General features: G+C 69.9%; 17 protein-coding genes and 1 pseudogene. 5 read left to right on the top strand and 13 right to left on the bottom strand.

All coding sequences use genetic code 11. From position 1 onward, the window contains the following. Nucleotides 1-292: pseudogene (locus tag AB0I88_RS38340) on the top strand (oxidoreductase); the annotation flags it as partial. 64 nt (nt 293-356) lie between these two features. Here AB0I88_RS38340 and AB0I88_RS38335 read toward each other — a convergent pair. The 7 genes from AB0I88_RS38335 to AB0I88_RS38305 form a co-directional block, all read right to left on the bottom strand. Further along, nucleotides 357-668, bottom strand: coding sequence for a CopG family transcriptional regulator (locus tag AB0I88_RS38335; RefSeq protein ID WP_361036661.1), 312 nt, complete (start codon nt 666-668; stop codon nt 357-359). Further along, complete coding sequence (locus tag AB0I88_RS38330; RefSeq protein WP_361036659.1) at nt 665-889, bottom strand: hypothetical protein; 225 nt, start codon at nt 887-889, stop codon at nt 665-667. The genes AB0I88_RS38335 and AB0I88_RS38330 overlap by 4 nt, the downstream gene beginning before the upstream one ends. A 144-nt stretch (nt 890-1,033) precedes the next feature. Continuing rightward, nucleotides 1,034-3,064, bottom strand: coding sequence for an alpha-galactosidase (locus tag AB0I88_RS38325; protein WP_361036657.1), 2,031 nt, complete (start codon nt 3,062-3,064; stop codon nt 1,034-1,036). Next, nucleotides 3,061-4,380, bottom strand: a complete 1,320-nt coding sequence (locus AB0I88_RS38320; protein ID WP_361036655.1) for an extracellular solute-binding protein — start codon at nt 4,378-4,380, stop codon at nt 3,061-3,063. The genes AB0I88_RS38325 and AB0I88_RS38320 overlap by 4 nt, the downstream gene beginning before the upstream one ends. Before the next feature lie 28 nt (nt 4,381-4,408). Beyond that, nucleotides 4,409-5,233, bottom strand: coding sequence for a carbohydrate ABC transporter permease (locus tag AB0I88_RS38315; RefSeq protein ID WP_361036653.1), 825 nt, complete (start codon nt 5,231-5,233; stop codon nt 4,409-4,411). After that, nucleotides 5,230-6,093 (bottom strand): sugar ABC transporter permease, encoded by an 864-nt coding sequence (locus AB0I88_RS38310; protein ID WP_361036651.1) that lies wholly within the window; start codon nt 6,091-6,093, stop codon nt 5,230-5,232. Before AB0I88_RS38310 ends, AB0I88_RS38315 begins: the two co-directional genes overlap by 4 nt. Beyond that, entirely contained in the window at nt 6,090-8,057 is a 1,968-nt protein-coding gene (locus AB0I88_RS38305) for a beta-galactosidase (protein WP_361036649.1), read from the bottom strand. Before AB0I88_RS38305 ends, AB0I88_RS38310 begins: the two co-directional genes overlap by 4 nt. 135 nt (nt 8,058-8,192) lie before the next feature. Here AB0I88_RS38305 and AB0I88_RS38300 point away from each other — a divergent pair, with 135 nt between their 5' ends. After that, nucleotides 8,193-9,227, top strand: a complete 1,035-nt coding sequence (locus tag AB0I88_RS38300; RefSeq protein WP_361036647.1) for a LacI family DNA-binding transcriptional regulator — start codon at nt 8,193-8,195, stop codon at nt 9,225-9,227. Nucleotides 9,228-9,409: 182 nt separating this feature from the next. Here AB0I88_RS38300 and AB0I88_RS38295 read toward each other — a convergent pair whose 3' ends face one another. Next, nucleotides 9,410-9,784: a hypothetical protein gene (locus tag AB0I88_RS38295; protein ID WP_361036645.1), complete on the bottom strand. Its 375-nt coding sequence runs from the start codon at nt 9,782-9,784 to the stop codon at nt 9,410-9,412. Between the two features lie 228 nt (nt 9,785-10,012). Here AB0I88_RS38295 and AB0I88_RS38290 point away from each other — a divergent pair, with 228 nt between their 5' ends. Together AB0I88_RS38290 and AB0I88_RS38285 are read left to right on the top strand one after the other, a co-directional pair. Then, nucleotides 10,013-10,792 carry an SGNH/GDSL hydrolase family protein gene (locus AB0I88_RS38290; protein ID WP_361036643.1) on the top strand — a complete coding sequence of 260 codons (780 nt, stop codon included), beginning with the start codon at nt 10,013-10,015 and terminating at the stop codon, nt 10,790-10,792. Between the two features lie 63 nt (nt 10,793-10,855). Continuing rightward, complete coding sequence (locus tag AB0I88_RS38285; protein WP_361036641.1) at nt 10,856-11,134, top strand: PLD nuclease N-terminal domain-containing protein; 279 nt, start codon at nt 10,856-10,858, stop codon at nt 11,132-11,134. Between the two features lie 3 nt (nt 11,135-11,137). Here the strand turns inward: AB0I88_RS38285 and AB0I88_RS38280 are convergent, their stop codons facing one another. From AB0I88_RS38280 to AB0I88_RS38270, 3 genes are read right to left on the bottom strand one after another with little or no spacing between them, the layout of a single operon-like run. Further along, nucleotides 11,138-12,769 carry a protein kinase gene (locus tag AB0I88_RS38280; RefSeq protein ID WP_361036639.1) on the bottom strand — a complete coding sequence of 544 codons (1,632 nt, stop codon included), beginning with the start codon at nt 12,767-12,769 and terminating at the stop codon, nt 11,138-11,140. 42 nt (nt 12,770-12,811) lie between these two features. Continuing rightward, nucleotides 12,812-14,833, bottom strand: a complete 2,022-nt coding sequence (locus AB0I88_RS38275) for a response regulator (RefSeq protein WP_361036637.1) — start codon at nt 14,831-14,833, stop codon at nt 12,812-12,814. A gap of 58 nt (nt 14,834-14,891) precedes the next feature. After that, entirely contained in the window at nt 14,892-15,830 is a 939-nt protein-coding gene (locus AB0I88_RS38270) for a ribose-phosphate pyrophosphokinase (RefSeq protein ID WP_361036635.1), read from the bottom strand. 46 nt (nt 15,831-15,876) lie between these two features. Here AB0I88_RS38270 and AB0I88_RS38265 point away from each other — a divergent pair, with 46 nt between their 5' ends. Beyond that, nucleotides 15,877-16,719 (top strand): ATP-binding cassette domain-containing protein, encoded by an 843-nt coding sequence (locus AB0I88_RS38265; RefSeq protein WP_361036633.1) that lies wholly within the window; start codon nt 15,877-15,879, stop codon nt 16,717-16,719. 492 nt (nt 16,720-17,211) lie between these two features. Here AB0I88_RS38265 and AB0I88_RS38260 read toward each other — a convergent pair whose 3' ends face one another. Then, entirely contained in the window at nt 17,212-17,865 is a 654-nt protein-coding gene (locus AB0I88_RS38260; protein WP_361036631.1) for an ATP-binding cassette domain-containing protein, read from the bottom strand. A gap of 347 nt (nt 17,866-18,212) precedes the next feature. Further along, nucleotides 18,213-18,308, bottom strand: a 96-nt coding sequence (locus AB0I88_RS38255; protein WP_361036663.1) for a transposase, incomplete at its 5' end; no start/stop codon positions are given.

The following is an 18,308-nucleotide window of genomic DNA, read 5'->3' as shown; positions in this document are numbered from 1 at the left end:
GGTGCGTACGCCGGAGGACGCCCTCTACGCCGACGAACTGCGCCGCCGCGGTCGTGAGGACGCCGGGCTGGACGTGCGGTTCGTCTACACCCGCAAGGCGCCGGACGACTGGCCGCATCCGCCGAAACGGATCGACGTGGCGACGGTGAACACGTACGGCTGGCCGCCCGACTTCCAGCCGGACTGCTTCGTCTGCGGCCCGAACACCTTCGTCGAGACGGTCGCCGACATGCTGGTCGCTCTCGGCCACGACCCGAAACGAGTCCGTACCGAGCGTTTCGGCGGCGCCTGACACCGACGTCGTACATCAGTCGCCCGCCCGGGGCACGGGCTGCGGGCGGGGACGGTCGCCGACGTCAGGCGGCGTTGTGGATGGCCGCGTCGAGAGCAGCGTGCGCGTCGGCGAGGCGAATGGTGACGACGGGGCTGTTCTCCAGAGCGCGGAGGCCACGGTCGACCAGGTCACGGATGACATCGCTGGGTGTGGTGCCGCGTCGTTCCGCCTCGGCGGCAATGCGCTCGAGAAGCTCGGGAGGAAACCGAGTGGTGAGTGCGACCTTGACCGTATCGGGACGGTCGGCGGGCTGGAACAGTTGCGCTGATTCGACGGTGATCGGCTCATTGAACGCGTGGGCTGCGTCTGCCCGCTGCTTAGCTGCTTCGCTCATGGCTGTGTTCCTTCGATCGCCTTGCGTTCCGGTCCGTCCAAGGTGCGCGCGGCCCGGACGGTGAACATCTCGTCGCGGTAGTCGTCTTCGACCAAGTGAACCGCCAGCCAGACACCGGATCGCCCGAACCCGACCAGCATCAGGTCTTGCGGTCCGAAGCCATCGTCGCAGCCTCGGCCCGTCTCCGTGTAGCACGTCCAGCAGATCGAGAACGCTGACACCGATCTCGACGAGCTGATCGTAGATGTATTCGGGAACGATGATCTCGCGATCCGGCACGGGTCCAGCGTACACGAACGTCATACGCGGAGGCGGTCTCCGATGTTTCGCTGTGGACTCGCGTGCGGCAGCCGAGATCCACACGCTCAGGTCAGTTCGAGGAGCAGGGCCTGTTCGGGGGTGAGGAGAGGGGCGGGCAGCCCCACCTCGGCCAGGACCCGGCCGGGCAGGGTCGCCGAGCCGGCGGCCAGCCAGGGCGGTGGGGCGTCCTGCAGTGTCCGGGGTGGCACGCCGACCGGGCGGACCGTGTAGAGCCGGTCCGGGTCGAGGCCGGGCAACCGGATCGGCGGTGGCAGCGCGGACCGCGGGGAGCCGAGTGCGACCAGGGCGAACACGGCGTGGGTGCGGTCCTGGGCGACCACGCCGTGCAGCAGGTGCGCCGGGTCGGGTGAGTCGGCGCGGACCACCCGGCCGGAGTGCAGCAGCGGGCGCAGGCGCTTGTGTTCGGCGATCCAGGCGGTGATCTGTTCCCGTTCGGTGACGTCGGCGGTGTTCAGGTTCCACTCGATGCCGGCGCTGCCGAACAGGGCGGTGGCCAGGCGCAGTCCGAGCGCGGAGGTGCGGCCGGTGACGTGGGCGGTGGCCGCGCCCAGGTGGCCGCCCAGAAACTCCGGCGGGATCAGGACGCCGGTCCAGCGCTGGATCGACTGCCGGTCCAGCGGGTCGTTGGTGTCGGAGGTCCAGAACCGGTCGACCAGCGGGAGGATGCCCAGGTCGATGCGGGCCCCGCCGGAGGCGCAGCTCTCGATCTCCACGTGCGGGAACCGGGTGCGCAACATGGCGAGCAGCCGGTAGAGGGCACGTGTCTGCGCGGCCGCGGAAGGGGTCAGCAGGTCCCGGTTGTGGTCCCACTTGAGGAACGCGATCGGGTACTCGGTGAGCAGCGCGCTCAGGCGCTCCAGCAGGTGGTCGTGGGCCTTGGTGAGGTCGAGGACGCGCTGCCGGCGCCAGGTGGGGCCGGTGCCGCCGTCGAGAATCCAGTCCGGGTGGGCGGCGGCCAGGGCCGACTCGGGGCTGATCATCTCGGGTTCGACCCAGAGGCCGAAATCCATGCCGGCGCCGTGCACCCGCTCGATCAGCGGGTGCAGGCCCTTCGGCCAGACGTCGGCGTCGACGGTCCAGTCGCCGAGGGCGCGCTTGTCGTCGCGGCGGCCGGTGAACCAGCCGTCGTCCAGCACGAACCGTTCCACCCCGACCTCGGCGGCGGCGTCGACCAGGTCGCTCAGCACGCCGAGGTCGTGGTCGAAGTAGACGGCCTCCCACGTGTTCAGGACGACCGGGCGGGGCTTGCGCAGCGGGTTCCCGCCACGGATCCACGGGTGCAGGCGGTCGGACAGGCCGTCGATGCCGGTGTCGGAGAAGACGGCGACCAGCCACGGCGTCTCGTAGGAGCCACCGGGGGCCAACCGGATCTCGCCGGGAGAGAGCAGCTCGCCGGCGCCCAGGACGCCGTAGCCGAGGGGCGACCGCTCGGCCCAGATCCGCTTGTCGCCGCTCCACGCCAGGTGGACGGCCCACACCCGGCCGTGCCGGAAGCCGAACCCGGGGACTCCCGCCATCATCAGGAACGCGTCGTCGTGGCCGGGGCGGCCGTGCCGGCTCTCCCGGCTCCACACGCCGTGGCGCAGCGGGGCGCGCTGCGGCTGCCGTTCGTGGGACCAGAGGCCGGTGAAGTCGAGCAGCTCGGACGCCTCGTCCGGGATCGGGAGCAGCGCGTCGAGGCCGGGAACGATCAGCTCGTCGTCGCCACGGTTGGTGAGGCGGTGCCGCAGCCGCAGGACTCCCTCCGCGGACAATTCCAGCTGTGTCGACACCTCTTGCGCGGAATCGGGGCTCGTCGAGCGTACGAAAATCGTTTGATCTTGAAGTTGGGCCTCGGCTGTCCGGAAGCCGGCGCCGGCCCACGCGGGGCGACCGGTCCATCCCTCGGAGATCGACGGCAGGAGCGACAACCGCAGGGGTACGTCGATCGAGCTCGGTGGCACCGCGGGCACGAGAGTGTCCTCGGTGCAGGTGAAGTCCCCCAGGTCCGGGCCCCAGTGGAGGATGTGCGCGGCGGTGCCGCGGGTGTCGAGCACGAGGCTGACACCCGCGGCGCGCAGGTGGAACACGGTCACTCGGCGACCGGGATGGACTGGGACTTGAGGGTTTCGACGGTCTTCGCCTGCGCGGTCTTGAGCGCGTCGTTGAGCGTGCCCGTGCCGGAGACGACGGCCTTGAAACCGTCCGAGGCGGAGGCGTAGGTGTCGGTCATCGTCGGTCCCCAGACGAAGTCGGCGGCGACCTGGGTGGAGGCGGTCGCGAAGACATCGTAGATCTTCTGGCCGCCGTAGAACTCGACTCCCTGGGAGAGAGCCGGGAGTTTGGCGCCGTCCTTGGTCGCCGGGTAGAGCTGTGCCGCCTTGTTCAGCGCGGTGAGCGCCTCCTCGGAGGTGTTCAGCCAGAGAGCGAACTTCGCGGCCTCGTACGGGTGCTTGGAGTTCTTGAAGACCGCGGTGGAGGAGCCGCCCCAGTTACCGGCGACCGTGCCGCCGGAGGTCCACTGCGGCATCGGGGCGACCGCCCACTTGCCCTTGGTGTCCGGCGCGCCCGACATGATCGAGTTGGCGCCCCACACCGCGGAGACCCAGGTCCAGGCGTTGCCCTTGTTGTAGGCGTTGTCCCACTCGGTGGTCCACGGCGGGACGCTGGAGACGAGCTTCTTGCTGATCAGGTTCTGCCAGTAGTCGGCGACCTTGGTGGTGCCCTCGTCCTGGAAGTTGACGGTCCACTTGCTGCCGTCGTTGGCGAACCAGCGGCCGCCCGCCTGCCAGGCGAGACCGGCGAACTGGTTGATGTCGCTCTGCGAGAAGTTGGTGATGTAGCCGCCGGCGGCCTTCACCTTCTCGGCGGCGGCGGCGTACTCGTCCCAGGTCGTGGGGATCGGGATGCCGTTCTTCTCGAACAGGTCCTTGCGGTAGAACATCGCCATGGGGCCGGCGTCCTGCGGGATGCCGTAGACCGAGTTCTGCTCACCGAAGGTGACCTGTCCCCAGGTCCAGTCGACGAACTTGTCCTTGGCGGCGGTCACCTCGGAGCAGTCGGCCAGGTTCGCCAGGCCGTCCTGGACGCGGAAGCTGGGCAGCGCGTCGTACTCGATGTGGCCCAGGTCGGGGGTGTTGCCGGCCTTGATCTGGTTGAAGAAGTTGGCGTAGGTGCCGCCGTTGCCGTTCGGGCCGGTCTGCACCTTGACCTGGATGTTCGGGTTCTTGTCGTTCCAGAGCTTCACCACGTCGTCGATCCCGGGGATCCAGGTGGTGTAGGTCAGCGTGACGTTGCCCTCCGACGGGGCGCACTTCGCCGCCTCCGTCGTGGTCGCCTCGTCGCCTCCGGACGAACAAGCGCCGAGCGCGAGCGCTGAAACCAGCACGACGCTGAGTGACCTCATACGCATGGTGTTCCTCATTTCTCAACAGGAGGGATTACTTGATGGCGCCGGAGCCGAGGCCGTTGCGCCAGAAGCGCTGCAGGAGCAGGAACGCGACCACCAGCGGGACGATCGAGACGAGAGCGCCGGTGAGCACGAGCATCCGCAGCTCAGGGATCTGGTTCACCTGGGTGTTCCAGGAGTAGAGGCCGAGCGTGACCGGGAACAGCTTCTCCTCGCCGAGCATGATCAGCGGGAGCAGGAAGTTGTTCCAGACGGCCACGAAGTGGAACAGGAAGATCGTCACCAGGGCCGGGAACATCAGCTTGCCGGAGATGGTGAAGAAGGTGCGGATCTCGCCGGAGCCGTCCAGGCGGGACGCTTCGAGAAGCTCGTCCGGGACGCTCGCGGTGGCGTAGATCCGGGCCAGGTAGACGCCGAACGGGTTGACCAGGCTGGGCAGGAAGACCGACCAGAAGGTGTTCGTCGCCTCGAACTGGCTGAAGATCAGGAACAGCGGCAGGGCGAGGGCGGTGGCCGGCACCAGGACCCCGCTGAGCACGATGTTGAAGATCGCCTCGCGGCCCCGGAAGCGGTACTTGGCCAGGGCGTAGCCACACATCGCGGCCAGGATCGTGCCGAACAGGGCGGCGCCGCCGGTGTAGAGGACGCTGTTCAGCATCCAGCGCAGGAAAACCCCGTCACGGTACGCGAACAGCTCCCCGAGGTTGTCCACCAGTGCGAAGTCGGCGAACCAGAGCGGATCGGTGTTGTTGAACTGGTCGCGTGTCTTGGAGGCCGCGACCACCAGCCACCAGATGGGGACCAGGAAGTACAGCGTCGCCGCCCCCATGACGGCCATCGGCGCCAGGCGCTTCACTTGTCCCCTCCTCGCTGGGTGACCTTCAGGAACGCGAAGGACAGGACGCACGTGGCGAGCGCCAGGACCACGGAGAACGCCGCGGCCAGATTGAAGTTCGGGATGGCCGAGGTGGAGTACACCGTCAGGTTCGGCGTGTACGTGCTGGTCACCGCGGAGCTGAAGGTGCGGAACACGGCCGGTTCGGCGAGCAGTTGCAGGGTGCCGATGATCGAGAAGACGGTGGTCAGCACGATCGCCGGCATGACCAGCGGAATCTTGATGGACCAGGCGGTACGGACCGCGCCGGCGCCGTCGATGCGGGCCGCCTCGTACACCTCCTGCGGGATCGCCAGCAGCGAGGAGTAGATGATCAGCATGTTGTAGCCGACGTACACCCAGGTCACCACGTTCGCCATGGACCAGAGCACCAGGTCGGCGCTGAGCAGGTCGGCGGCGCTGGTCATCGTGGCGAACGGGGACAGGTTCGGGGAGTAGAGGAAGCCCCACATGATCGCGGCGACCACACCGGGCACCGCGTACGGGACGAAGAACGCCAGCCGGAAGAACCGCCGTCCCTTGACCAGCCCCGAGTCCAGCAGCAGCGCCAGGAACAGGGCCAGGCCGAGCATCACCGGAACCTGCACGATGCCGAACAGCAGCACCCGGCCGATCGACTCCCAGAACGGGCCGTCGGAGAAGACCCGCTGATACTGGGCCAGGCCGCCGAACACCTCGGTGGCCGGGCCGAACGTTCCGGTGCGCTGGACCTTGTACAGCGACTGTTTGATCGCGTACAGGATCGGGGCCAGGTAGAACGCCGTGAACAGCACGCCGAACGGGACGATGAAGAACAGCAGTGCCTTCTTCGGCGCTCTCACGGTGCCTCCTCCCGGACGACCGCCACCCCGCCGCCCTCGACGCGGAGCAGCCCGTCGACCGCCTGACCGGTGATCAGGTCGTGGCCGGTGGCGGGACATTCGACGGGATCGGTCCCGTGATTGATGACGAAGAGGTAGCCGCGGCCGTCGCCGGTGCGCCGGACGATCTCGGCCTGGCCGGTCTGCCGGGCCCCCGTTATCGTCCGCAGCAGATCAGACAGATCCGTTTTGGTGGCTACATACCAGGCCAGCCCGTCGCCGTACTGATTGCGGGTGATCGCCGGAATCCCGGGCATCGGACCGTCGAGATACTCGGCCTCGACCGTCGCCGTGGTGACCCGCAGTCGCTCGGTCCAGAGAGTGCCGGTTCCGCCGTTGCTCAACGATACGGACATTCCAGGCAACAAGGGTGCGAACTCCTCCGCCACCACCCCGAGCAGATCCCGGAACGCGCCCGGATAGCCGCCCAGCCGGATCCGGTCCCGCTCGTCCACGATCCCGCTGAAGAAGGTGACCACCACGCGCCCGCCGCCGGCCACGTAGTCGGCGATGGCCTGCGCGTCGGTGTCCGACACCATGTAGAGGCACGGGACGACGACGAGCCGGTAGCGGCTCAGGTCGGCGCCGGGGGCGATCACGTCGGTGGTCGCGCCCAGCTCGCGCAGCGCCCGGTGTGCGGCGTGCACCTGGTCGAGGTAGGTCACCGCCTGCGACGGCCGCGCCTCCCCCTCGGCCGACCACCACGAGTCCCAGCTGAACAGCAGAGCCGTGTCGGCCTCGACCTCGGTGCCGGCCACCTCACCGATCCGGTCCAGGATCCCGGACAGCCGCAGCACCTCACGCCAGGCGAGCGTGTCGGTGCCGGCATGCGGCAGCAGCGCCGAGTGGAACTTCTCGGCGCCCTGGGCCGACGCCCGCCACTGGAAGAAGCAGACCGAGTCGGCGCCGCGGGCCACGTGGGTCAGCGAGTTGCGGATCATCTCACCGGGCGCCTTGGTGAGGTTGTGCGGCTGCCAGTTGACCGCGCCGGCCGCCTGCTCCATCAGCATCCACGGACGGCCGCCGGCCAGGCCCCGGGTCAGGTCGGCGGCGAAGGACAGTTCCGCCACCGGGTCGCCGAGACGGTGGTCCAGGTAGTGGTCGTTGGCGATCACGTCCATCTCCGGCGCCCAGGACCAGTAGTCCAGGTTGCGGATGTGGGCGGTGACCATGAAGTTCGTGGTGACCGGCGCCTCGGAGTGCTCCCGCAGGACGGCGGCCTCGGCCCGGTAGTGGCCGAGCAGCTCGTCGGAGCTGAACCGGTGGAAGTCGACGATCTGGGCCGGGTTGCGCAGCGACAGCGCGAGCCGGGGCGGCTGGATCTCCGACCAGTCGCCGTACCGCTGGCTCCAGAAGGAGGTACCCCAGGCCGCGTTCAGCGTCTCGATCTTGCGGTAACGGCCACGCAGCCAGTTCCGGAACGCCTCGGCGCTGGTCTCGCAGTAGCAGAGCGCGTTGTGGCAGCCCAGCTCGTTGGAGACGTGCCACAGGGCCAGGGCGGGGTGATCGCCGTACCGGCGGGCGACCCGGCCGACCAGGTCGAGCGCCCGCTCCCGGAAGACCGGGGAGCTGGGGCACCAGGCCTGCCGGCCGCCCGGGAACCGGGTCGTGCCGTCCGCCGCGACCGGCAGCACCTCGGGGTGCAGGGTGGTCAGCCAGGGCGGCGGGGACGAGGTGCCGGTGCCGAGGTTGAGCTTGATGCCGCCCGCGTGCAGCAGTTCGACGACCTCGTCCAGGTCGTCGAACCGGTACTCCCCCGGGCTCGGCTCGAGGTTGGACCAGCCGAAGATGTTGACGGCCACCAGGTCCACCCCGGCCTGCCGCATGAGCGCGACGTCCTCGCGCCAGACGTCCGGCGACCACTGCTCCGGGTTGTAGTCGCAGCCCAGGCTGACGCCCGGAACCGGCATGCGTACGTGTTTCATGGCACTCCTGGTCAACGGATGTGTGCACGTGCACACATTTCCGCGAACCCAAATGGCGGTTACGGATGTGTGAACGTGCACACAGTAGGACTGGCCTGGGAAGAGGTCAATAGCGAGCGGGCTACTGTTGATCGCATGTCCCGGCCCCAACCTGACAAGCGCCAGCCGCAGAGACGTGCCACGGTGCACGACATCGCGGCCGCGGCCGGCGTTTCCCGGGGCACCGTGAGCCGCGTTCTGAACGGCGGCTACGTCTCCGCCGAGGCACGTGCCGCCATCGAGGCGGCGATCACCGAAGTGGGCTACGTTCCGAACAACGCGGCGCGGGCGCTGAAGATGCGCAGGTCGCAGGCGGTCGCGTTCGTCGCGCTGGAGCCGCACTCGCTCTTCCTCGACGACCCCAACATCGGCTCGATCATGCTGGGGGCCAACGCCGCGCTGTCGCTCGCCGACCACCAGATGGTCAGCCTGGTCGTCGAGTCGTCCCGGGACACCGAGCGGGTCGCCCGCTATCTGAGCGGCGGCTTCGTCGACGGGGCCATCGTCGTGTCGGCCCGCACCCGGGACCCGATCATCAAGGTGATCAGCGATCTGTCCCTGCCGGCCGCGTTCGTCGGTCACCCGCCCGAGCTCGACCGGCGCATCCCGTTCGTCGGAATAGACAACGTCGGCTCAGCCCGCGCCATCACCGAACACCTGCTCACCGGCGGCCGGCGCCGGGTCGGCATGATCGCCGCCGCGCTCGACCGGGACTCCGGCATCGACCGGCTGTCCGGCTTCCGCGCCGCGCTCGGCCCGCTGTTCGACGAGGAGCTGGTCGCCGACGTCCCGCACTACGACTACGGGTCCGGCGTCAAAGGCATGCGCGCGCTTCTCGAACGCGACCCCCGCGTGGACGGCGTCTTCGCCGCCTCCGACGCGCTGGCCGCCGGCGCCCTGGAGGCGCTGCGCGAGGCCGGTCGCAGCGTGCCAGGCGACGTCGGGGTGGTGGGCTTCGACGACAGCACGTGGGCGGTCCGGTGCCAGCCGCAGCTCACCACGGTTCATCAGCCGGCCAAGGAGATCGGCTCCTGTGCGGCTCAGCTCGTGCTGCGCCAGCTCCGGGGGGAACACCCGGATTCCGGTGGCCAGCTGCTGCCCACCCCGCTGGTGCTGCGCGACTCCGCCTGACGGGGTGTGTTGAGTTCGGGTGCGATGCGCGCCCGAACTCAACACGCGGAGTTGCGCTAGCCCCACCGTGTCGAAAACGGGTGCGATGCGCGCCCGAACCCAACACACCAACCGCGCGGCCACCCAGAACCCAGCGTGTTGAGTTCGGGTGCGCATCGCACCCGAACTCGACACGCGGGTTGTCAGCTGCGCAGGCCCCGCCAGCGCTGGGCGAGGCTCGGGGGTGGCGGTGGCGGTGGCGGGCGGCGGACCGCGGGCGGGACGGAGCGGCCGATCGGGCGGTCGTAGTCGGCGGCCGCGATGGCGTCGACGACCTGGTCGTCGGTGAAGTCCTCGGAGCCGGGGATGGAGTCGACGAAGCCGACCAGGACACCGTCCCGCATCACCTGGGCTTTGAGGGCGGCCGAGCCGTCGTCGCCCCACAGTGCCTCGCGGCCGTCGGGTATCACGATGCGGACGGCGTAGCCGGAGCGACCGGCGCTCGGGAGTTTCAGATGGGCGAAAACGTCGCGCTCTCGCAGGCGAGTGACGACACGGCGGGCCCGGCTCTCCTCCATGATCAAACGCTAGCTCGCGTGCCTGAAAAGTCGCTGTGGATCCGCTTGACACGCTCCGGGGCGCACACGAAACATGACCTTGCGCGATAACCCCAGGTCACATCGATGGATGTTACTACTTCTTAACAGGAATTTCACCGGATTCCTTTTCTCGGAAGGCGGGCTTACCGTGCGGTAACCGAAGCGCTTCGGTCCCCGGATCCCCACGTGGAGCATCGGAGGCCATCGATGAGTAGGGCTACCGTCCTCGCCTGCCTCGCCACCTCGTCCGTCCTGAGCCTCGCCATCGCCGCACCCGCCCAGGCGGCGAGCATCGACTACGTCGCCCTGGGCGATTCCTACTCCTCCGGCGTCGGCGCGCCCGGCCAGTCCGGCACCTGCCTGCGCAGCAACAACAGCTACGCGCCGAAATGGGCCGCGGCCAACAGCCCGGCGTCCTTCCAGTTCCTGGCGTGCGGCGGCGCCACCACCGACGACGTCGTCCGCACCCAGGCGCCGGCCATCAAGGCGGGCGCCGACCTGGTCAGCATCACCATCGGCGGCAACGACGCCGGGTTCGCGCCGACCATCGTCACCTGCCTGACCTCGAGCGACTCGGCCTGCGCGGCCAAGGTGAACGAGGGCAAGGCGTACGTCGCGAACACCCTGCCGGGCAAACTGGACGCGGCGTACGCGGCGATCCGGGCCAAGGCGCCGGACGCCCGGGTGGTGGTCCTCTCCTACCCGCTGATCTTCGACACCTCGTCGGTGATCTGCGAGATGAGCACGGCCAAACGGCGGTCGATCAACGACGGCGCCCGCGTCCTCGACGACATGATCAAACAGCGCGCCGAGGCGGCCGGGTTCGTCTACTCCGAGGTGCGCGACGAGTTCACCGGGCACGGCGTGTGTTCGTCGCGCCGGTGGATCAACGGGTTGACGATCGTCCCGCCGCAGAACTCGTACCACCCCAACACCAGCGGCTACACCAGCGGATACCTGCCGGCCTTCGCTGAGGCGGCCGGCTGACGCTACTGAACGGCACCGTGGGCGGACCGGCGCCGGCCGCCCACGGCCGCCATCGTGTTCGTCATGGCCCGCCTGAACACGCTGATCTTCCTAGCCGTCGTCGCCCTCAGCGTGGTGGCGCTGATCGACTGCCTGGTCACCGACCGGTCGCGCCTCCAGTCGTTCCCGCGTTCCGCCTGGGTGGTGCTCATCCTGCTCTGCCCGGTCCTCGGGGCCATCGCCTGGTTCCGCTCCGGGCGGGTCACCCCCGGCGTTCCGGTCCAGGCCGTCGCGACGCCCATCGGCCCGGAGGACGACCCCGATTTCGTACGCCGGATGGCCGAGTCGCTGCGCGACCGTTGACCGTCACCAGGTGAAGGTGTGCCCCTTGGTGGTGTTCACCAGAGCCCGGCCGTCGCGGACGTACCGCACCGACATGACCACCGTGTAGCTGCGCCCCCGGCGTGGGCTGGCGGTCGCCGGCCCGCACTCGTGGGTGAAGCTGCGCCGGGTGAAGTTCAGCCCGTCACAGGTGGCCGGCCCGGCCACGGTCCGTCCGGTGGCGGCGTCCCGCAAGCTCACCTCGATCCGGGCACTGCCGCCGGCCGGGGCGGTCAGCGTCCCCCGGAAGCGGACGTCCCGGCCGGTCGAATGGCACGGGCGCGGGCCCACGGCGGTCCGGCTCGGCAGATCGAACACCAGGCCCTGCGCGCACTGCCACGGACCGCGGGGCTTCGCCTCCGGCAGCGGCGCCCGGGTGGGCCTGGCCGGGGTCGCGCGCGTCGCGCGTACCGCCGCGGGGTCGGGCCGGGACGCGGGAAGCGCGACGCCCCTCGCGGTCCGGCGCTGCTTGCCGGATCGGGTCGCCGGAGGGCGGGAGGCGACGGCGCGCGGCGAGACGCTCAGGATGGGTGACGGAACGCTCGGGGCGACGATCACGGTGGGCGCCGCCTCCGGCCGTTCGTCGTCCTGCCGGCCCAGATGCCACGCCGTGGTGGCGATCGCCGAGACGAGCATCGCCCCAGCCGTGAGTGCCGCGATCGCCGACGGCCGGGACCAGCGGTTGGCCGGCACGTCGTTGCGGGGACGCCGGCGAGGGGCGGGCACCGGCGGCTTGCGCGGGCCGGCCTCCTCCGAACGCGCCTCGGCCGGCGCTTCCGGAGCGGGCGGCGGCAGCGCGGGCGCCGACCGCAGGCTGGTGGCCAGCGCGGTCAGGTCGGTGACGAGTTCGGCGGCGCTCGGGCGCAGACGCGGCTTGCCGGAGAGGCAGGCGGTCACGGTCCGCCAGAGCGGATCGGGGATGCCGTCGCGGCGCTCCGGCTTCCCCTCCGCGTGCAGGCGCATCAGTTCCGGGATCGAGTCCGACCGGTACGGCGGATGCCCGCTGACCAGCTCGTAGAGCAGGACGCCGAGGGCGTACACGTCGGTGGCCGCGCTCGGCGTGGTGCCGTGGAAGGCCTCCGGCGCCATGTAGTGCGGGGTGCCGACCACCGCGTTCGGCGTCGTCATGCTGGGCAGCGTGAGGATCCGGGCGATGCCGAAATCGGTGAGCCGGGTCTGGCCGTCGCCGTCCAGCAGCACGTTGTCCGGTTTCAGGTCGCGGTGGATGATGCCCAGTTCGTGCGCCTCGGCGAGGGCGGCGGCGATCTGCGCGGCGAGACGGGCCGCCTCGGCGGGCGGCACCGTCCCGTCACGGTGCAGGTGGTCGCGCAGATTGCCGCCGTCCACCAGGTCCATCACCAGCGCCAGCGTCTCGCCGACGCTGAACAGGTCGCGGACCCGGACCACGTTGGGATGCCGGAGCATCAACAGGATGGTCCGCTCCTGAACGAACCTGGTGACCAGCCGCGGCTGCCGGAGCAGGCTCTCGTGCAGCAGCTTGACGGCCACCGGTTCGCCGGTGGGGTGGTGCTCTCCCCGCCAGACGGTGCCGGTCGCGCCTTGCCCGATCGGGCGTTTCAGGCGGTACGAGTTCCCGACGAGTTGGTCCTCAGCCACCCCGGAATACTGCGCTTTGACCGAAATTTCGGCAAGTTGGGGTCATTTTCCTGACACAGGAGGCTGAGGGCCGCAGAGAGATCGAATCGCGCCCAGCAGCGTCGACCGGGTGAACGGCTTCTCCAGCAGCATGCTGTTGTCGTCCAGATGCAACTGCGGGCCCAGCGACGCCGCCGTGTACCCAGACATGTACAGCACCGGCAGGTCCGGCTGATGCGTCCGCAACGCCCCGGCCAGCTCCGGACCCGTCATCGTCGGCATCACCACATCGGTGATCAGCAGATCCGGCCGCGTGCCGGAAGCCACCTGCGTCACCGCCATCAGCGCGTCGGTCGCCACCGCGATCTCGTAGCCGGCCGGCTCGATCAGCCGCCGCACCAACTGCGCCACATCCGGCTGGTCCTCGACGATCAGCACCCGGCCGATCACATTGGTCCGCTGCTGCCGCTCCCCCGACGTACCCGGCTTCTGCTCGGCCGCCGGCAGATAGATGTGCACCGTCGTGCCGATCCGCGGCTGCGACTCCAGCTCGATGAACCCGCCCAGGTTGTGCACGATCCCGGCGGTGGTCGCCAGACCCAGACCGGCCGCGGTCGGACGGGTGGTGAAGAACGGCTCCAGCGCCCGGCGGCGAACCTCCTCGTTCATGCCGGCGCCCGTGTCGGTGACCACCAGGTGCACCAGCTTGCCCGCCGGCGCGCCCTCGGCCAGCTGCCCGGGCTCGATCACCTCGTTGGTGGCGGTCACCCGCACCATGCCGCCGTGCAGCATCGCGTCCCGGGCGTTCGCCGCCAGATTCACCAGCGCCTGCTCCAGTGGACCCCGCTCGGCGCGGATCGGCCACACGTCCGGGCCGAACGCCAGATCCAGGCCGATGCGCTCGCCGAGCGTACGGCTGAACAGCGCCTGCACGTCGGTGAGCAGATCCGGCACCGGGATCACCTCGGGCCGGTTGCCCTCGCTGCGGCCGAACGCCAGCAACTGGTGGGTGAGCGTACGCCCGGTCCCGACCGCGTCCAGGATGTCCTTGGCCAGCTGATGATGCGGGGACTCCTCCTCCGAGCTGTTCAGGATCATGTCCGCCGAACCGGCCACCACGGTCATCAGATTGTTGAAATCGTGCGACAGGCCGCCGATCAACTGGCCCAGGCTGTCCAGCCGGCGCAGATGGTCCAACTGCCGCTTCAGGCCCCGCGCGTCGATGTGATCCGTCGTGTCGGTGATCATGCACAGGACGCCGGAGAACTCGTGATTCTCGTCCTGGACCGGCATCATGCTGATCCGTACGCTGCGCCGCGAACCGTCCGCCCGCATCAGCCGGGTGGCGCCGACCGTGGAACGGCCGGTCCGGCACTCGTTGATCCGGCGATCCAGCTCCTTCTGGCCGACATTGTCCAGAAAGCCCCGCAGCGACACCCCCATCAGCTCAGCCCGCGGCATGCCGAGAACCACACCGATCGGCTCGTTCGCGTACGTCGCCACCCCGTTCGGGTCGAGTTGCAGCACACCCTCCGGAATCGTCTCCAGCACCCGGCGGTACCGCTCCTCGGACTGCCGCAGCCGCTCCTGGGCGCGGGAGCTGCTCACCGCCAGCGACAGCTCGCCGGCGATGTCACGGGCCAGCTCCACCTCCGGAGTGGAGTAGAAGGCCTCCGGGGAATGCCTGGTCAGGATCAGATAGCCGGCGTACGTGTTGTCCACGATCACCGGGCTCAGCACCGCCGCCGTGACCGACAACTCGGGCGTGGCCAGCGCCGCCGCCGACTCACCGGCCAGCACGATCGGACGCCGGCTGGCCGCGAGCGTCGTCGAGTACTCGTCGTCGGGAGTCTGGCCGAACCGGTTCAGCGCCCGGGCCAGCGGGGCCGAGCGTTCATTGTCGAGATGGTGGTACGAGATCTCCTCGTACCGGCCGTCTTCACGGAGCAGCTGCACACCCGCACCGTCACCGATCATGTCGGCGGCGGCGCGGGCTGCCGTGGACTGCACCTCGGCCGGATCAGCCGCCGCACGGCTGAGCGCGAGGGCGAGGTCGGCGAGCGCGTACCGGAGGGGGTAAGCCATGACACCCATGCGGTAATGATTCGCGTTTCGTGAGACCCGTGAGGCCGGTTTGCCAGAATCAGGCGAACAGCGCGCTCACCGACTCGCCGTTGTGTATCCGCCGCATCGCCTCGGCGAGCGCGGGCGCCACCGACAGGATCGTCAGCTTGTCGGTACGGTTCCGCTTCGGGATCGGCACCGTGTTCGTACAGACGATCTCCTCGATCTCCTTCTCCGCCGACAGCCGCTGCACCGCGTCGTTGGTGAACAGGCCGTGCGTACAGGCCACCCGGACGCTGCGCACGTTGCGCTCGCGCAGCCGGGCCAACAGCTCGAACACCGTGCTGCCCTTGGCGATCTCGTCGTCCAGCACGATCACGTCCCGGTCGGCGACCTCGCCGATCACCGAACTGATCACCACCTTGTCGTCGGCGAACCGCTGCTTCGCGCCGGCCGCCACCTCGATCCCCAGCATCCGGGCGAACGCCGCCGCCTCCTTGGCGTTGCCCAGGTCCGGCGAGACCACGACCGAGTTGCTCAGGTCGTAGCCGCGGAAATGGTGAGCCAGCTCACGCAGCGCGTGCAGGTGGTCCACCGGGATGCTGAAGAAGCCGTGCACCTGCGGCGAGTGCAGAGTCATCGCCAGCACCCGGTCGGCGCCCGCGGTGGTCAGCAGATCGGCCACCAGACGTCCCCCGATCGAGATGCGCGGGGCGTCCTTCTTGTCACTGCGGGCGTAGGCGTAGTGCGGCAGCACCACGGTGATCCGGGCCGCCGACGCACCCCGCGCCGCATCCAGCATGAACAGCAACTCGGCCAGGTGCTCCTGGGTCGGCGGCACCAGCGGCTGGATCAGAAAGACGTCCCGCTCCCGGCAGTTGCCCTGGAGCTGCACCTCGATGCAGTCGTTGGCGAAGCGGGAGATCCGGGTGGGCATGAGCGGCACTCCGAGATGCTCACAGATCTCGGCGGCGAGTTCAGGATGGGCAGAACCAGTGAAAACGGCGATGTCACGCACGGGGACACCCTATTCACAGCGGCGGCCGTTGATTAGTTTGGGCGTCATGAACGGACTCGCCGTCGCCTGCCGCCGGGTAGTGCACATCTATCGGGCCGAGGCGGGCGACGTCGTCGCTCTCGCCGGCGTCGATCTCTCCATCGCCCCCGGCGAGACACTGGCCCTGGTCGGCCCGTCCGGCTCCGGAAAGTCCACCCTCATCGCCCTGCTCGCCGGCCTGATGCGCCCGTCCGCCGGGCGCATCAACATCGGCACCTACGACATGGGCAAACTCTCCGACGGAGAGATCTCCCGGCTGCGCGGCACCGAAGTCGGCGTCGTCCTCCAGGGCGCCTCCCGCAACCTGCTGCCCTACGCGTCGCTGCACCGCAACATCCGGCTCGCCCAGCGCCGGGCCGCACACACCCGCGGCATCGAACTCGACGACCCGGACCGCATCCTCGACCTCGTCGGCCTCCCCGGTCAGGGCCGCCGCCGGCTCGCCGAACTCACCCCCGGCGCCCAACAGCGCGCCGCCCTCGCCGTCGGCATCGCCACCGGCCCCGGCCTGCTCCTCGTCGACGAGCCGACCAGCCGCCTCGACACCGCCGGCCGCGACGAGGTCCTCGACGCGCTGGAGACCGTCAACACCGAACGCCAGACCACCATCGTCGTGGTCACCCACGACAACGAGGTCGGCGCCCGTCTCGGCCGTGCCGTCACCATCCGCGACGGCCGCGTCGGCGCCGAGGGCCGCGACGGCCAGGACTTCGCGGTCGTCGCCGGTGACGGCACCGTCCAGCTGCCTCCGGAGGTGCTCGGCTCCTATCCGCCGGGCACGCTCTTCACGGTCCAGCACATCGAGGGCGAGGTCACCCTGGTGCCCTCCGGCCACGAAACCCCGGTCTGAACCCATTTCCGGTACGCGGTGGACCAGTCCCGCCGTGCCGGCGACCCGCTGCCTGGTCCAGCCCCTGCCGCCCGCGCCGGGCTGAGCTGCCCACACACCCTCCAGCCGGCCGTGAGCACCGCCTCACGCCCGCCGAGACGCCGGCAACAGCCCGCCGGAACCCTCCGGCTGGCCGTGAGAGACGCCTCAAGACCCGGTGAAGAGCACCCACCGCCAGCCGGAACCCTCCGGCTGGCCGCGAGAGACGCCTCAAGACCCGGTGAAGAGCACCCACCGCCAGCCGGAACCCTCCGGCTGGCCGCGAGAGACGCCTCAAGACGCTTGAAAGAGCGCTCACGGCCGCCTGGACGAAGACCTCAGCCCGGCGGGCGCGGCACAGGCCGTCGTGGGCAGCGAGATCGCGCCGCACGGACGGGACGATCCCGACCTGGCGGGACGGGGTGACGCGTACCGGAAAAGGAGCCGAAAGCGAAACGCGGACCTGTGCCATCGTCAGGGGCGGGGCCAGGTGACGACGCCGTCGGTGAGGTGGAGTTCGCGGTCGCAAGCGGCGGCGGCCTCCGGGTCGTGGGTGGCGAAGACGACCGCCGCGCCCCGGGCCGCCTCGGCCCGCAGCAGGTCCAGGACCCGTTGACGGTTGGCGGCGTCGAGCTCGCTGGTCACCTCGTCGGCCAGCACGATCTCCCCGCGCAGCGCCAGGCCGCGCGCCACCGCGGTGCGCTGCTGCTGGCCGCCGGAGAGCTCGTCGATCAACTGGTTCGCCTGGCCGGAGAGGCCGATCCCGTCGAGCGTCTCGGCGGTGCGCCGCCGGGCGTCCGCGGGCGAGCCGCCGGTCGCGATCACCGCCACGGAGATGTTCTCCGCCGCGGTGAGGATCGCGGCCAGGCCGTTGTCCTGCGGGATCAGCACCACCCCGAGCGAGACCGCGTGATCCCGCCCGGTCAGCGGCGCGCCGTCCACCGAGATCTTCCCGGACCGCGGCGCGAGCAGCCCTGCCATCGCCCGCAACAGGGTGGTCTTGCCGGCCCCCGAAGTGCCGGTCACCGCGAGCACCTCCCCCGGCCGGACCGTCACGGCGACACCGTTCAGCACCGGCTCCCCTTCGCCATAGGCGAACGCCGCATCCTCGACCCTCAGCGTCCTCATCGCCGTCCTCCCGCTCTCGCCGGTGTCATCAGATTTCTCCCGGCCCATGGTGAGGACGCGGGGACGGGACGGCGGTCCGGCCACCGCCCGGTGAGCGACGCCGCGCATCCGCCGAAGCTCCGCCCGGCCGCGAAGCCCCTCGGCCGTCGCTTGCTGAGCGGCGTGGTGCGGGTCATCGCGGCCTCGCCTGGCGGCGGGGACCCCGATCGTCGCCCGGCCGACGGCGTGGTGGGTGTCATCGAAAGACCTCCGTGGATACCCCCGGCTTTAGCCGTGGGGAGGAATCGGATTGCCTGTGGAGCAGGTCAGGGATGGCCCATTCGCCGTCAGGGTGGATGGGTGTCTGGTCAGACGTTGCGCTGGTTCTCGACATATCTCTTCACGATCTTCGGGGTTGCGCCGCCGATGGTGGCGACGAGGTACGAGTTGGTCCACAGGGTCGG

It is taken from the genome of Actinoplanes sp. NPDC049802 (assembly GCF_040656595.1).
GTDB lineage: Bacteria > Actinomycetota > Actinomycetes > Mycobacteriales > Micromonosporaceae > Actinoplanes.
The sequence above is the reverse complement of the archived record's forward strand: the minus strand, read 5'-3'. Positions and strand labels throughout refer to the sequence as shown.